We start from the raw sequence: 14,639 nt of genomic DNA, 5'->3' as shown, positions 1-14,639 counted from the left end.
AAAAGGTTTTAAATTTATGGAACAAACTTGTTTCTTAGGTTGTCTATTATGTATACGAATCAAAACAGGTGTTTAAGTTGGATAAAGTGTATTGAAAATGTGAAAGGAATGATGGTTTTGAAAAATAAGAAAATGCTAAAATTAGGAATGTGTGTTGGTATATTAGGTTTAAGTATTACAAGCCTAGCAGCTTTTACAGGAGGGTCACTGCAAGTTGAAGCGAAAGAAAAGACAGGACAAGTGAAACATAAAAATCATGCGACGTATCAAGAATTCTCTCAACTCGAGAAAAAATTTGATGCTCGATTAGGTGTATATGCTATTGATACTGGTACAAATCGAACAATTGCTTATCGACCTAATGAGCGGTTTGCCTTTGCATCAACTTACAAGGCGTTAGCGGCAGGGGTATTGCTACAGCAAAACTCAATTGATAAATTAAATGAAGTTATCACTTATACGAAAGACGATTTAGTTGAATATTCACCCGTTACAGAGAAACATGTAGATACAGGTATGACTCTTGGGGAAATTGCAGAGGCAGCTGTTCGTTCCAGTGATAATACTGCAGGGAACATTTTATTTCATAAAATAGGCGGACCTAAAGGATATGAAAAAGCGCTTAGACAGATGGGGGATCGGGTTACTATGTCGGAGCGCTTTGAAACAGAATTAAACGAGGCTATTCCAGGAGACATTCGTGACACTAGTACAGCGAAAGCAATTGCTACAAATCTTAAGGCTTTTACAGTCGGAAATGCGCTTCCAGCTGATAAACGTAAAATCCTAACAGAGTGGATGAAAGGAAATGCAACAGGAGACAAACTTATTCGTGCAGGCGTACCAACTGACTGGGAAGTTGCAGATAAATCTGGAGCTGGAAGTTACGGGACACGAAATGACATTGCTATCGTTTGGCCGCCTAATAGAGCACCTATTATCATTGCTATATTATCAAGTAAAGATGAAAAAGAGGCTACCTATGATAATCAACTAATTGCAGAGGCAGCTGAAGTTATAGTTAATGCTCTTAGGTAATAATCACTTAGTATTTTCATTTCTTTACCAGATGTTATTGAAAGTATAAAATTAGAAACCGATTCTTTTTCGTGTGAAAAGAATCGGTTTTGTATTCTTATTATTAAAAGGTGAAAAGCAAAAATATGGCGAACATTCACTACGTATTTAAAATGAAAATTTCATGTACCGAACTCTTTTATTACTATTAATAATTTCAAAAGAAATATAGTATAATTGATTTTTAAAATATACAAAGGCATTTCATGAAAATAAAAAGGAAAAATAATATTATATGGTGAACTAATGAAAAATTTTTAGGAGAAATTATGAAAAAGAATATTAATAGAATCATATTAATTATTAGTATATTAGTAGGCATTAGTATATTTTTATATTTGCAAAACAATTTAATAAGTGTTAGTGAAGTTAATATATCATCTAGTAAAATTCCCTCAAATTTTAAAGGATATAAAATCCTCCAAATTTCAGATTTACATAATAAACAATTTGGTGATAATCAAGATGTTTTAATTCAAAAAGTAAAAAGCATAAATCCAGATATTATTGTTATTACAGGTGATTTAATAGACAGTAAATCGTATGATGCAGAAGTTAGTATGCAATTGATACGAGAGCTTGTAAAGGAGTATCCTATATATTTTGTGACAGGAAACCATGAAAAATTGTCAGGAAAATATAATGATTTAGAGAAGGAATTAAAGAAACATCATGTTACTGTATTAAGAAATGAACATGTAACTATTCAAAAAGAGGAACAAAAAATAAATTTACTTGGTATTGATGATCCGGAATTTGTAACTAATAATCATGATGAAGGAAATGTTGTTAAAGATGAAATTATAAAAGCGAAAATTGAAATGCAGCCGGATATATATAATGTATTACTATCTCATAGGCCTGAATTTTTGACAGAGTATGCTGATGAGGAAATAGATTTAGTGTTATCGGGGCATGCTCATGGAGGACAAGTTAGATTGCCGTTTATCGGAGGGTTAGTTGCCCCGAATCAAGGAATATTCCCTAAATATACAGCGGGTTTATATGAAGAACAAAATACATCGATGGTAGTTAGTAGAGGATTAGGAAATAGTATTATTCCGCAAAGGATTTTTAATAGGCCAGAACTTGTAGTCGTACAGTTAAATTAAGCTGTACGATTTTTTATATACGAAATAAGCAAAGTTACTTTACGTATTTTGTATAGGTTTTCATTACAATTTTGTTAAAAATTTTCTACGTTACATAAAGTAACAAAATTTGACCTGAAGAGTTTGTTATAGTTTAAATAATCAAAAAATTAAAAATTAGTCGAGTGAAAAGTGTGATATGAAAATCATGTAAAAACATAAAGGGGTGTACACATGCATAAAGAATATGAAATTGAAGAGTATACGGCGATTGAGGAACAAATACATTATTATTGTCAATGTTTATTAGTAAGCCATCCGGATCAAATTATAAAGTATTTAGAAAAAAGATTAGAAAAATATGCAGAAACATTACAATATGCACATTTATATCCCGACACGATTATTTTACCATTACAGCAATTAGTCATCGAATATTCTTTAGACGTTGCTAGAATTAGAAAGTATATGAATTTAAAAACATAAAAATATATAATTCAAATGAAACAGAGTCGACTTTAAGAAAAAACATTCTAATGTCGACTCTGTTTCATTGATTAAGATGTGAATTGAAAATAAATACTAAACAATGAAGTTTGACATATAATTACGCAAGAGTAGAATAAAAGTGAGTACTCACTCATTTTTATTTAAAAAGGGGGATAATACATGCAGCAACCTTCAATTATTTTACGTACTGTATCGAAAAGTTTTGGGAAAAAAGAAGTTTTACACAATCTTTCATTACAAGTTGATAAAGCAGAAATTTTTGGTTTAGTTGGGCCTTCAGGATCAGGGAAAACAACTCTTATTAAAATGATTGCAGGTATTAATGAGGCAACTAAAGGTGATGTACTTGTTTTCAATGTAAACATGCCTAATTTAAGTGAAATGAAACGAATTGGTTATATGGCTCAGGCTGATGCGTTATATGAAGAACTATCAGCGTATGAAAATGCAGATTTTATTGCAACGATGTATGGTTTAAAAGGTAAGCGTAAGAAAGAGAGAATTGTAGAAGTTTTTGAACTTGTGCAATTATCCGAGCATATGAAAAAACCAGTACAGCAATTTTCAGGTGGAATGAAAAAACGTTTATCATTGGCGATAGCACTTCTTCATGAACCAGAAATATTGATTTTAGATGAGCCAACAGTTGGCATAGATCCTCTTCTTCGAAAATCGATTTGGAAGAAGTTTTATGATCTTAAAAAGAAAGGCACAACCATTATTGTAACAACGCACATTATGGATGAAGCGGAGTTTTGTGAACGTCTAGGGTTAATTAGAGAAGGGAAATTAGTTGCGATTGGCACGCCTGAGGAATTGAAAAAACAAACATCATCTGGACGAATTGAAGATGTCTTTTTATTAGAAGAGGTGGTTGAGTGATGAGAGTTAATGGTGTAATCATTCGTATTATTCGTCAGTTTTTTCGAGATAAGCGTTCGTTAGCTATGATGTTTGGGGCACCAATGTTATTACTTTGGTTATTGTCTCTCGTGTTTACACAAAAAGATTATATACCACATATCGCTGTTGTGGATGTGCCGGCTCCAATAGTAAAAGAAATGAAAAATCAAGAAGCGTCAATTTATGAATATGAAAAAGAAAAGGCATATTCCGAATTAGAAAAGCAAAAAGTGGATGCAGTGATCTATTTAGAGAAAGGAAAAATGAATCTTCTATTAGAAGGCAGTGATTCATCAAAAAATCGTGCTGTACTGCAAGTATTACAAAAGAGCACAGAAAAAAATGATGTATCGATTATGAAACCTGAAGTGGAGTATTTACATGGCTCTAAAGATTTTACAATGTTTGATGGGCTTGGACCAGTATTAATCGGTTTCTTTACATTTTTCTTTGTATTCATATTGTCAGGAGTATCTTTCGTAAGAGAACGTTTAAGTGGCACTTTAGAAAGGTTGTTGTCCACTCCGGTAAGAAGATGGGAAATAGTCGTAGGATATATTATTGGTTTTGGAATTTTTGCATTTATACAATCTATTATTATCGTAAGTTTTTCAGTTTATATTTTAGATCTTTATGTAGCTGGCTCTATATGGCTAACGCTACTTACTACATGTATGCTTTCTTTAACCGCACTAACATTAGGTACATTTTTATCTGCATACGCAAATAATGAATTTCAAATGATCCAGTTTATCCCGCTTGTTATCGTGCCGCAAGTCTTCTTTTCTGGATTATTTCCAATTGAATCTATGAATAAGTGGCTACAAATGTTAGGGAAATTATTCCCACTCACATATGGTGCTGACGCAATGAGACAAATAATGATACGGAATCAAGGGTTTACAGAAATTGCATTAGATCTCACTGTTTTACTTCTTTTTTCACTATTATTTGCAGTTGGAAATGTATTTGCTTTAAAGAAGCATCGTAAAATATAATGACGACAAAAAGGAGCATTATAAATGAAGAAGGATTGGCTGGAAGAATTAGTTGCTGCAACAAATACTGATAAAAAAAATGAACGTCAAATGCGTATATTAGAGGCAGCTGTTGATATGTTTGGAGAAAAAGGGTACGCTTCAACCTCAACAAATGAAATTGCAAAGCGAGCTGGTGTAGCGGAAGGAACAATCTTCCGCTACTATAAAACGAAAAAAGATTTATTGTTAGCGGTCGTCATGCCGACTTTCACAAAGTTCGCCGCACCATTTTTCGTACAAGCTTTTGCAAAAGAAATATTTAAAACTAATTATGAATCGTATGAAGGACTTTTAAGAGAAGTAATCTATAATAGATTTGAATTTGCGAAAAAGCATTTTCCAATGATAAAAATATTAATTCAAGAAGTACCATTTCAACCAGAACTAAAAAGTGAAATACAACAATTAGTGGAAACAGAACTACTTTCACATTTTAAAAAGTTGATTGTAAAGTTTCAAGAAGAAGGGGAAATTATTGAAATGCCACCATCTTCCGTATTACGTCTTACTTTATCAGCTGTATTAGGATTTCTTTTAACGCGGTTTTTATTATTGCCTGAAGAGAAATGGGACGATGAAGTAGAAATTGAAAATACGATTCAATTTATATTGTATGGACTAACGCCGCGGAGGCAATAAAATGCTGGATTGTTTTGTGGGGCAGTATTTTTTTTGCACCTTGCAATTGAAAAAGAAGATAAATTGTCGAATTTTATTACTTGAGAGTATTTCCTTTAAGCTTGTATCCAATTACTTATTTTAAACTGATTAATAATATGAAACAAACCGTAGTATTTTAACTAGATAATATATATTTGTTAGGGCATATAATTAAGTGAAATAAAAAGAATTAGGGAGAATTATTGCGAATCAAATTCAAGAACAAACTGAGTCTGTTTTTGAGAATTATGAGTGGGATTTATACGGATTATTAATATGTATACTGCAATACACATTAAATATAAACGTATGTGAGTATATTTTGTATATTTCAAAACGAAACTAAATAACAAGAAAAGCTCATTTTTTAAAACTTCTACACATGTATTCTAAAAAGAAAATATCACTTCGCAAATGGCTCATGATTTTAAAATCGTGGGCCATTTGGTTTGATAAAAAGTATCTATCTAGAACAAATGTATTTCGAGCTATACCTTGAAAATTTAGTGGAAATTTCTGATTATGAAAAAAAGTAGAGATTATTAAACAATAAAATACATAATTCGACACAAAATTCCTATGTTGTTGTAGAACAATGTAGGAATTTTTTCGTGCATTAGTACAGAATCTGTTTTAAAATTAAGTTATGACAGAATTGTAGCAATTGTCTAACTAGTATTCTTATCTTTTAAGAAGTAATGTTTGTAGTAGAAACTCGCACGCTGTCGAAACTCAATATTCGATAAGGGGTGTGTAGCGGAATGGAATTTACTCTAACTCGCGAAAAACAAATGATTAAAGAAATGGTACGTGACTTTGCTGAAAAGGAAATCGCACCGAAAGCTGTGTATTATGACAAAACTGCGGAATTTCCATATGAAACATTTCAAAAAATGGGCGAACTAGGATTATTAGGCATCCCATTCCCAGAAGAGTATGGAGGTTCAGGTGGCGATACTGTATCGTACGCGTTAGCGGTTGAAGAAATTGGTCGTGCTTGTGGTGGTACTGGTTTAAGCTATGCTGCAACAATTTCATTAGGTGCTTCTCCAATTTACTATTTCGGTACAGAAGAACAAAAACAAAAATATTTAGTTCCAATGGCGTCAGGTAAAACATTAGGTGCTTTCGGATTAACGGAGCCAAACGCTGGATCTGATGCAGGTGGCACACAAACGAAAGCAATTTTAGATGGCGATGAATATGTGATTAGTGGTGAGAAGTGTTGGATCACAAACGCAGAGTATGCAAATACAATCATTGTAACCGCTATCAATGGTGTTGAAGACAATGGTAAAAAACGTATTTCTGCATTTATCGTACCGACTACTAGTGAAGGATTAACGATTTCAAGTCCTTACGATAAGATGGGTGTTCGCGCTTCTAATACTTGTGAAATCGTACTTGATGGTGTGCGTGTACCGAAAGAAAATATTCTTGGTGATGTAAATAAAGGATTTAAACAATTTTTATATACACTTGATGGAGGACGTATTTCAATTGCAGCATTAGCTGTTGGTATTGCGCAATCTGCATTTGAACGTGCATTGCAATATGCGAAAGAACGTCAACAATTTGGAAAAACAATTTCTAATTTCCAAGCGATTCAATTTAAATTGGCTGATATGGCGACTGAAGTGGAATTAGCGCGTAATTTAGTACATAAAGCAGCTTGGTTAAAAGATAATGATAAACCTTTCGGTAAAGAAGCGGCTATGGCAAAACTATTTGCATCTGAAGCAGCTAGTCGTATTGCAAATCATGCAGTACAAATTCATGGTGGATATGGCTACATGCGTGAATATGAAGTTGAACGATATATTCGTGATGCAAAACTTTTAGAAATTGGTGAAGGAACTTCCGAAATTCAACGTCTCGTAATTGCAAGACATTTAGGATGTAGATAAAAAGGAGGAATCACTATGTTTCAAAAAATATTAATTGCTAATCGCGGGGAAATCGCAGTTCGTATTATGAAAACTTGTCAAAAACTTGGCATCCGCACTGTTGCTATTTATTCTGAGGCTGATGAAAATGCCCTTCATGTAAAAATGGCAAATGAATCTTACTTAGTAGGTGGCCCACGTGTCCAAGAAAGCTATTTAAACCTTGAAAAAATTATAGAAATAGCTAAGAAGACGAATGCTGAAGCAATCCATCCGGGGTACGGATTATTATCAGAGAATCCATCTTTTCCGATTCGCTGTAAAGAAGAAGGAATCGTATTTATCGGTCCTTCAGAAGAAATCATTACTAAGATGGGAAGTAAAATTGAATCACGTATAGCAATGCAAGCAGCAGATGTACCAGTAGTTCCAGGTATTACTACAAATATTGAAACTGCTGAAGAAGCAATTGAAATTGCAAAACAAATTGGTTATCCATTAATGCTTAAGGCATCCGCGGGCGGCGGAGGCATTGGAATGCAGTTGATGGAAACTGAGCAAACGCTCACCAAAGCATTTGAAAGTAACAAAACAAGAGCACAAAATTTCTTCGGTAACGGAGAAATGTACTTAGAGCGCTATATAGCTGATGCACACCATATTGAAATTCAGCTTTTAGCAGATACACATGGTAATACAGTGTATTTATGGGAACGAGAATGTTCAGTACAGCGCCGAAACCAAAAAGTGATTGAAGAAGCGCCTTCACCATTTTTAGATGAAGGCACGCGAAAAGCGATGGGAGAAGTTGCTGTACAAGCTGCTAAAGCTCTTGGTTATACGAATGCTGGTACAGTTGAGTTTCTTGTAGATGATCAAAAGAACTTTTATTTCTTAGAAATGAATACGAGATTACAAGTAGAACATCCGGTTACAGAAGAAATTACTGGGTTAGACCTTGTTGAACAACAACTACTTATCGCATATGGTGAGAAACTATCATTTACACAAGATGATGTAAAACGTAGTGGTCATGCCATCGAGGCTCGTATTTATGCAGAAGATCCGAAAACTTTCTTCCCATCACCTGGGAAAATTACAGATTTAACATTACCGTCAAATGTACGTATCGATCACTTCTTAGAGAATCAAGTAACGATTACACCTTTCTATGATCCAATGATTGCGAAAGTAATCGCTCATGGAGAAACTCGTGAAGAAGCGATTTCAAAATTACAGGATGCACTGCAAGAGTTAAAAGTAGAAGGTATTAAAACGAATACATCGATGCTACTACAAGTATTAGAAGACGATGTATTCAAAAGTGGTATTTATACAACGGGTTTTGTAACGAAACAACTTGTTAAAAAATAAGAGTTATGAATATTAAGGGGGAAAAAATGATGACGAAAGTATATGCATCGATGGCAGGAAATGTTTGGAAGATTGTTGTGGGAGTAGGAGATACAGTAGAGGAAGAGCAGGATGTCGTCATTTTGGAATCTATGAAAATGGAAATTCCGATCGTTTCAGAAGAAGCCGGAACTGTTATGAAAATCAACGTGCAAGAAGGCGATTTTGTAAATGAAGGAGATGTATTACTAGAAATTGAATAGGGAGATATAGGGGGAAGCGAATTGAAACTACCTAATTTTGCTGTCATTAAAGAAGTCGGGCCACGTGATGGTTTACAGAATGAAAAAAAGATTGTTGGCACAAAAGATAAAGTAAAATGGATTCAACTACTTACAGAAGCGGGATTATCGTATGTTGAAGTTTCCTCATTCGTTCACCCTAAATGGGTTCCTGCATTAGCCGATGCAAGTGATGTATTTTCTGAGCTAAAAAGGGATCCAAATGTTACATATGCAGCGCTTGTTCCAAATCAAAATGGTTTGGAACGAGCTTTTTTGCAAAATGTAGATGAGGTGAATGTTTTTTTATCAGCAAGTGAATCTCATAATAAAAGTAATATTAATAAATCAATTAAAGAAGCATTAGCTGTAATTGAAGATATAACAAAACAGGCAGCATTCGAAGGGAAAAAGGTAAGGGGATATGTTTCTACTGTATTTGGCTGTCCTTATGAAGGAGATATAAGTGTCACAGCAGTTGACGAAATATGTAATCAACTATTTTCATACGGCATTTATGAAATCTCTCTTGGTGACACGATTGGTGTAGCGAATCCATTACAAGTAGAGAAAGTATTAGAACATTTATTAAAGAAGTATGATGCTTCACAGTTTGCGATGCATTTTCATAATACGTATGGAATGGCACTGGCAAATGTAGTTAAGTCTTTAGAACATGGAATTACAACGTTTGATAGTTCTTGTGGTGGACTTGGGGGATGTCCTTATGCACCAGGAGCATCGGGTAATGTTGCTACTGATGACTTAGTACATATGCTCCATAAGCTCGGGGTCCAAACTAATATTGATGAAGAAAAGTTATTGAGGGCTAGTCAATTTATTCAAAGTAAGTTAAATATCCAATTACCGAGTCATGTGTATAGAGCGCTTCAACATAAAACGATAAGTAGGTGAGAAGATGCTACAATTACAAAACATTTCAGTTGACTATGTTACACCGCACGTTGTAAAGATTTCATTAAATCGTGAAAGACAGGCAAATTCATTATCTTTGGCATTATTAGAAGAATTACAAACAATATTAACGGAAATAAGCGAAGATTCAAATACACGTGTAGTTATTTTAACAGGAGCTGGTGAAAAGGCGTTTTGTGCTGGTGCTGATTTAAAAGAACGTGCCAATATGAATGAAGAACAAGTTCGCCATGCTGTTGGTATGATTCGTTCTACTATGGAGATGGTGGAACAATTACCACAACCAGTAATTGCAGTAATAAATGGAATTGCCCTTGGTGGTGGTACAGAATTAAGTTTAGCTTGTGATTTTAGAATTGCTTCTGAAAATGCAAGCTTAGGTCTTACAGAAACTACTCTTGCCATTATTCCTGGAGCAGGAGGTACGCAGCGCTTACCGAGATTAATTGGTGTTGGTAGAGCGAAAGAATTAATTTATACGGGAAGACGTATTTCGGCGCAAGAAGCGAAAGAATATGGTTTAGTAGAATACGTAGTGCCAGCTGATTTACTAGAAGAGAAAGCAATTGAAATTGCAGATCGAATTGCAAATAATGGTCCGATTGCTGTTCGACTAGCAAAAGAAGCAATTTCAAATGGTATTCAAGTAGATTTACATACCGGATTACAAATGGAAAAACAAGCGTATGAGGGCGTAATCCATACGAAAGATAGATTAGAAGGATTACAGGCATTCAAAGAAAAACGCAAGCCAATGTATAAGGGGGAGTAAGTATGTTAGATCAAAAACAACAATCTAATTTATTTGAAGAACGAGTTGAAACAATTAAGCAAGGCGGGGCACCGAAATATCATGAACAAAACAAAGCAAAAGGTAAACTATTCGTTCGTGATCGTTTAGCTCTTCTGTTTGATAACGGTGAATATGTTGAAGATGCGTTATTTGCAAATTGTGAACAAAATGGATTACCAGCTGACGGCGTTGTAACTGCAACCGGTAAAATACACGGTCGTACTGCGTGCGTAATGGCAAACGATTCAACGGTAAAGGCTGGCTCATGGGGATCACGTACAGTTGAAAAGATTTTACGTATTCAAGAAACGGCTGAAAAATTACGCGTGCCGTTATTTTATTTAGTTGACTCTGCTGGAGCGCGTATTACAGATCAAGTAGAAATGTTCCCTGGACGCCGCGGTGCGGGAAGAATCTTTTATAATCAAGTGAAATTATCAGGTAAAGTACCGCAAATCTGCTTATTATTTGGACCTTCAGCAGCTGGTGGCGCATATATTCCAGCATTTTGTGATGTTGTTATGATGGTTGAAGGAAATGCATCTATGTATTTAGGATCTCCACGTATGGCTGAGATGGTTATCGGCGAGAAGGTAACTTTAGAAGAGATGGGCGGAGCTCGTATGCATTGCTCTGTGTCAGGATGCGGAGATGTATTATGTAAGACAGAAGAAGATGCAATTACTCAGGCTAGACAATATATTTCATATTTTCCAAGCAACTACTTAGAAAAGACTCCATTGATTACACCTCAAGAACCGAAACAGTTCGATAAAACGTTAGAACAAATCATTCCAGAAAATCAAAATGCTCCTTTCAATATGAAAGATCTCATTAACAGAGTAATTGATGAAGGCTCTTTCTTTGAAGTGAAAAAATTGTTTGCTCAAGAACTTATTACAGGATTAGCACGTATTGATGGTAAGCCAATTGGCATTATTGCAAATCAACCGCGTATGAAAGGCGGCGTGTTATTCCATGATTCAGCTGATAAAGCAGCTAAGTTTATTAATTTATGCGATGCATATCATATTCCATTATTATTCCTTGCAGATGTACCTGGATTTATGATTGGTACAAAAGTAGAACGCGCTGGTATTATTCGTCACGGTGCAAAAATGATCTCTGCAATGAGTGAAGCAACTGTACCGAAAATTTCAATCGTCGTTCGAAAAGCGTATGGAGCTGGTTTATATGCAATGGCAGGTCCAGCATTCGAACCAGATTGCTGCTTAGCATTACCGACAGCTTCTATTGCAGTAATGGGACCAGAAGCGGCGGTTAATGCTGTATATGCAAATAAAATTGCAGCTTTACCAGAAGAAGAGCGTGCAAGCTTTATTGCTGAAAAGCGTGAAGAGTATAAGAAAGATATTGATATTTACCATTTAGCATCAGAGATGGTGATTGATGGTATTGTTCATCCAAACAATTTACGTGAAGAATTAAAAGGACGTTTCGAAATGTATATGAGTAAATATCAAGTATTCACGGATCGTAAACATCCGGTATATCCAGTTTAAAAGCCCTATTTAGGGCTTTCTTGCTCAAAAAGTCAAGGAGGGGAAAACATTGAAACAAGCAGTTTGGTTTCCAACAGAAGAATATAAAGAAAAAACGCGATTATTTAGTTGGATGAAATCATTAGGCTATGAAGATTACGAAGCTTTTTATAATAAGTCAATTGAAGAAACCGCATGGTTTTGGGGTGAGGCTGAGAAAGCAGTTGGCTATCAGTGGATGGAACGATATACAGAAGTGCTAGATTTAGAAAATGGTACACCGTTTGCACAGTGGTACACTGGGGGCACTTGTAACGTTGTAGAATCTGTTTTATCTCGCTGGCTTGCAGATGATGAAACAAGAACACAGCCAGCACTTCAGTACGAAGGGGAAAATGGAACTTCTAAATCATTTACATATGAAGAGCTTGACAGCTGGGTAAGCCGTGTTGCGAACGGTTTGAAACATGCTGGTATTGAAAAAGGTGATCGTGTAACAATTTACATGCCGATGATTCCTGAAACAGTTGTTGCTATGTTAGCAGTAATGAAAATTGGAGCGATTATTTCACCGATATTCTCAGGTTTTGCGTCTGATGCAGTAATGACACGTGTACAAGCAGCGGGTTCAAAAATGATTATTACCGCAGATGGATTTTCACGCCGGGGGAAAATTGTTTCTTTAAAAGATGAAGTAGATAAAGCTTGTGAACATTGTCCAACTGTTGAAAAGGTGGTAATTGTTCGGCATGCTGGAAATGATTTTACACCGCATAATTACGATTTTTCATGGAGTACGTTAGAAAAAGAAAAACCATTTATACATGCTGAAGAAATGCATAGTGATGATCCATTAATGCTCATTTATACATCAGGAACGACTGGTAAGCCGAAAGGGACAGTACACACGCATGCTGGTTTCCCTTTAAAATCTGCATTTGATGCAGGGTTTGGAATGAATATAAAACAAGGCGACCGTGTATTATGGGTAACTGATATGGGCTGGATGATGGGACCATTTTTACTATTCGGCTCTTTAATTAATGGAGCAACGATGGTTATGTACGAAGGTGTGCCAGACTTCCCAGAAGCAGACCGCTTATGGGAGACGGTTGATAAATATGAAATCACACATCTCGGTATTTCACCAACATTAATTCGTGCGTTAATGGCAAAAGGTGATGAGTATGTAAATAAACACTCGCTCAAGAGTTTAGAAGTATTCGCATCAACAGGAGAACCTTGGAATCCGGATCCGTGGATGTGGCTGTTTGAAACGGTTGGAAAAGGAAAAGTCCCAATCTGTAACTATTCAGGAGGAACTGAAATTTCTGGAGGGATTTTTGGTAATGTGCTTATTAAGCCAATTGCACCAATTAGTTTTAACGCATCCTTACCAGGAATGGCAGCGGTTGTACTTGATGATCAAGGTAAACCAATTCGTGATGAAGTCGGAGAACTATGTTTAGAGAAACCTTGGGTTGGAATGACAAAGAGTTTCTGGGAAGACGATGAGCGTTATGTAAACACATACTGGTCACGTTTTGAAAATAAGTGGGTTCATGGTGATTGGGTTGTTTATGACGGTGAGCAATATATTATTACGGGGCGTTCAGATGATACGTTAAACATTGCTGGAAAACGTATTGGGCCTGCTGAATATGAATCTATTCTTGTGAAACATAATAATGTAATAGAAGCAGCTGCAATTGGTGTACCTGACGATGTAAAAGGTGAGGTTTGTCATTGTTTTGTAGTATTACGAGATGGTGTAATATTTACAGCAGAATTAAAGAAAGAATTAATGAGTTTAGTAAATTCTCATATCGGAAAAGCATTATGTCCTAAAGATATTCACGTTGTAGAGGATTTACCAAAAACACGTAATTCTAAAGTAATGCGACGTGTCATTAAAGCAGCTTACTTAGGAAAAGAGTTAGGAGATTTATCGTCACTTGTAAATCCTGAAGTAGTTCCATTTATTCAAGGGTTACAGTCTAGTAAACTATAAAATTAGGTATGAGCTCTATTTAATTAGAGCTCATTTTTTGTATAAAAAAATATAAGAGCCAAGCAGAAGATGAAAAGAAGTGAAGAAATAGAAGGTGGAAGTTAAACTATGATGCTTTTTACTGAAATCTGATTATATAGGTATTTTGTATATCGTGAACTACTCGCCACTTAGCAAAGCTTGAAGTGGGAGCTTCTCAGTTCTACGACGAATGTAACCTTTCGTCTCCCTGAGCGTTACTTCGGGGCGTTCCACCCCTAGATGTCCAACGATTGGATGCTCTCTTTATACGGTTGATATTTTACGCAGGAACCGAATGGCTTGGTTTTCGCACGCTATTTTCTTCCTGCAACGTTCTATATCAAGTTATCAAAGAACTTCATATAGCTAGTTTATCAAAAGTTTTTGGCTATACCAAACCGAAATTCATTAAATTAGAAAATACAAAATGCATTCCACTTCTCTTAAAAATTTTTAGATTTAATTAAGGTTGAGTTATGTTCGTTGTAATGCAACTAGCTAAAAATTTATCATTAAATGTAAGTGAACCCTCAACGGTGAATGGCATTACAATTGTTAGATTCTTACTCACATAA

At 35.2% G+C, this 14,639-nt stretch carries 14 protein-coding genes; all 14 read left to right on the top strand.

All coding sequences use genetic code 11. The features are described 5' to 3' along the window. The first annotated feature begins 108 nt into the window (after window positions 1-108). Window positions 109-1,038, top strand: coding sequence for a class A beta-lactamase Bla1 (bla, locus tag COC96_RS00370; protein WP_373561048.1), 930 nt, complete (start codon window positions 109-111; stop codon window positions 1,036-1,038). 308 nt (window positions 1,039-1,346) lie between these two features. Beyond that, a complete protein-coding gene (locus COC96_RS00365; RefSeq protein ID WP_098266852.1) occupies window positions 1,347-2,189 on the top strand; it encodes a metallophosphoesterase in 843 nt (280 codons plus the stop codon). Window positions 2,190-2,402: 213 nt separating this feature from the next. Further along, on the top strand, window positions 2,403-2,654 hold the full coding sequence (locus COC96_RS00360) for a hypothetical protein (protein ID WP_097906374.1): 252 nt from the start codon (window positions 2,403-2,405) through the stop codon (window positions 2,652-2,654). A gap of 183 nt (window positions 2,655-2,837) precedes the next feature. Then, on the top strand, window positions 2,838-3,560 hold the full coding sequence (locus COC96_RS00355) for an ABC transporter ATP-binding protein (RefSeq protein WP_098266853.1): 723 nt from the start codon (window positions 2,838-2,840) through the stop codon (window positions 3,558-3,560). Beyond that, a complete protein-coding gene (locus COC96_RS00350; RefSeq protein WP_098266854.1) occupies window positions 3,560-4,579 on the top strand; it encodes an ABC transporter permease in 1,020 nt (339 codons plus the stop codon). Before COC96_RS00355 ends, COC96_RS00350 begins: the two co-directional genes overlap by 1 nt. A 24-nt stretch (window positions 4,580-4,603) precedes the next feature. Continuing rightward, entirely contained in the window at window positions 4,604-5,260 is a 657-nt protein-coding gene (locus tag COC96_RS00345; protein WP_098768078.1) for a TetR/AcrR family transcriptional regulator, read from the top strand. Between the two features lie 367 nt (window positions 5,261-5,627). Then, window positions 5,628-5,780, top strand: coding sequence for a DUF1722 domain-containing protein (locus tag COC96_RS28425; protein ID WP_225316066.1), 153 nt, complete (start codon window positions 5,628-5,630; stop codon window positions 5,778-5,780). Window positions 5,781-6,042: 262 nt separating this feature from the next. Beyond that, window positions 6,043-7,188, top strand: a complete 1,146-nt coding sequence (locus COC96_RS00335) for an acyl-CoA dehydrogenase (protein WP_000397265.1) — start codon at window positions 6,043-6,045, stop codon at window positions 7,186-7,188. Window positions 7,189-7,203: 15 nt separating this feature from the next. Then, a complete protein-coding gene (locus COC96_RS00330) occupies window positions 7,204-8,541 on the top strand; it encodes an acetyl-CoA carboxylase biotin carboxylase subunit (RefSeq protein ID WP_097906379.1) in 1,338 nt (445 codons plus the stop codon). Window positions 8,542-8,567: 26 nt separating this feature from the next. Further along, entirely contained in the window at window positions 8,568-8,783 is a 216-nt protein-coding gene (locus COC96_RS00325; protein ID WP_001985297.1) for an acetyl-CoA carboxylase biotin carboxyl carrier protein subunit, read from the top strand. Between the two features lie 21 nt (window positions 8,784-8,804). Further along, window positions 8,805-9,716, top strand: coding sequence for a hydroxymethylglutaryl-CoA lyase (mvaB, locus tag COC96_RS00320; RefSeq protein WP_098266858.1), 912 nt, complete (start codon window positions 8,805-8,807; stop codon window positions 9,714-9,716). Window positions 9,717-9,720: 4 nt separating this feature from the next. Then, window positions 9,721-10,509, top strand: coding sequence for an enoyl-CoA hydratase (locus COC96_RS00315; protein WP_098266859.1), 789 nt, complete (start codon window positions 9,721-9,723; stop codon window positions 10,507-10,509). A 2-nt stretch (window positions 10,510-10,511) separates the two neighbouring features. Then, window positions 10,512-12,053 (top strand): acyl-CoA carboxylase subunit beta, encoded by a 1,542-nt coding sequence (locus COC96_RS00310; RefSeq protein ID WP_098768077.1) that lies wholly within the window; start codon window positions 10,512-10,514, stop codon window positions 12,051-12,053. A gap of 49 nt (window positions 12,054-12,102) precedes the next feature. Next, on the top strand, window positions 12,103-14,043 hold the full coding sequence (locus tag COC96_RS00305) for an AMP-binding protein (RefSeq protein ID WP_098266861.1): 1,941 nt from the start codon (window positions 12,103-12,105) through the stop codon (window positions 14,041-14,043). Window positions 14,044-14,639 lie beyond the last annotated feature (596 nt).

The sequence above is a fragment of the Bacillus cereus genome, assembly GCF_002577405.1.
In the GTDB taxonomy this organism is placed as follows: Bacteria; Bacillota; Bacilli; order Bacillales; family Bacillaceae_G; genus Bacillus_A; species Bacillus_A cereus_AU.
This window is presented reverse-complemented; position numbering and strand designations above follow the sequence as displayed.

Excerpts from the sequence above, each read along its gene's own strand:
- bla (WP_373561048.1), top strand. The coding sequence starts at position 109 with ATGATGGTTTTGAAAAATAAGAAAATGCTAAAATTAGGAATGTGTGTT.
- COC96_RS00365 (WP_098266852.1), top strand. The coding sequence starts at position 1,347 with ATGAAAAAGAATATTAATAGAATCATATTAATTATTAGTATATTAGTA.
- COC96_RS00360 (WP_097906374.1), top strand. The coding sequence starts at position 2,403 with ATGCATAAAGAATATGAAATTGAAGAGTATACGGCGATTGAGGAACAA.
- COC96_RS00355 (WP_098266853.1), top strand. The coding sequence starts at position 2,838 with ATGCAGCAACCTTCAATTATTTTACGTACTGTATCGAAAAGTTTTGGG.
- COC96_RS00350 (WP_098266854.1), top strand. The coding sequence starts at position 3,560 with ATGAGAGTTAATGGTGTAATCATTCGTATTATTCGTCAGTTTTTTCGA.
- COC96_RS00345 (WP_098768078.1), top strand. The coding sequence starts at position 4,604 with ATGAAGAAGGATTGGCTGGAAGAATTAGTTGCTGCAACAAATACTGAT.
- COC96_RS00335 (WP_000397265.1), top strand. The coding sequence starts at position 6,043 with ATGGAATTTACTCTAACTCGCGAAAAACAAATGATTAAAGAAATGGTA.
- COC96_RS00330 (WP_097906379.1), top strand. The coding sequence starts at position 7,204 with ATGTTTCAAAAAATATTAATTGCTAATCGCGGGGAAATCGCAGTTCGT.
- COC96_RS00325 (WP_001985297.1), top strand. The coding sequence starts at position 8,568 with ATGATGACGAAAGTATATGCATCGATGGCAGGAAATGTTTGGAAGATT.
- COC96_RS00315 (WP_098266859.1), top strand. The coding sequence starts at position 9,721 with ATGCTACAATTACAAAACATTTCAGTTGACTATGTTACACCGCACGTT.
- COC96_RS00310 (WP_098768077.1), top strand. The coding sequence starts at position 10,512 with ATGTTAGATCAAAAACAACAATCTAATTTATTTGAAGAACGAGTTGAA.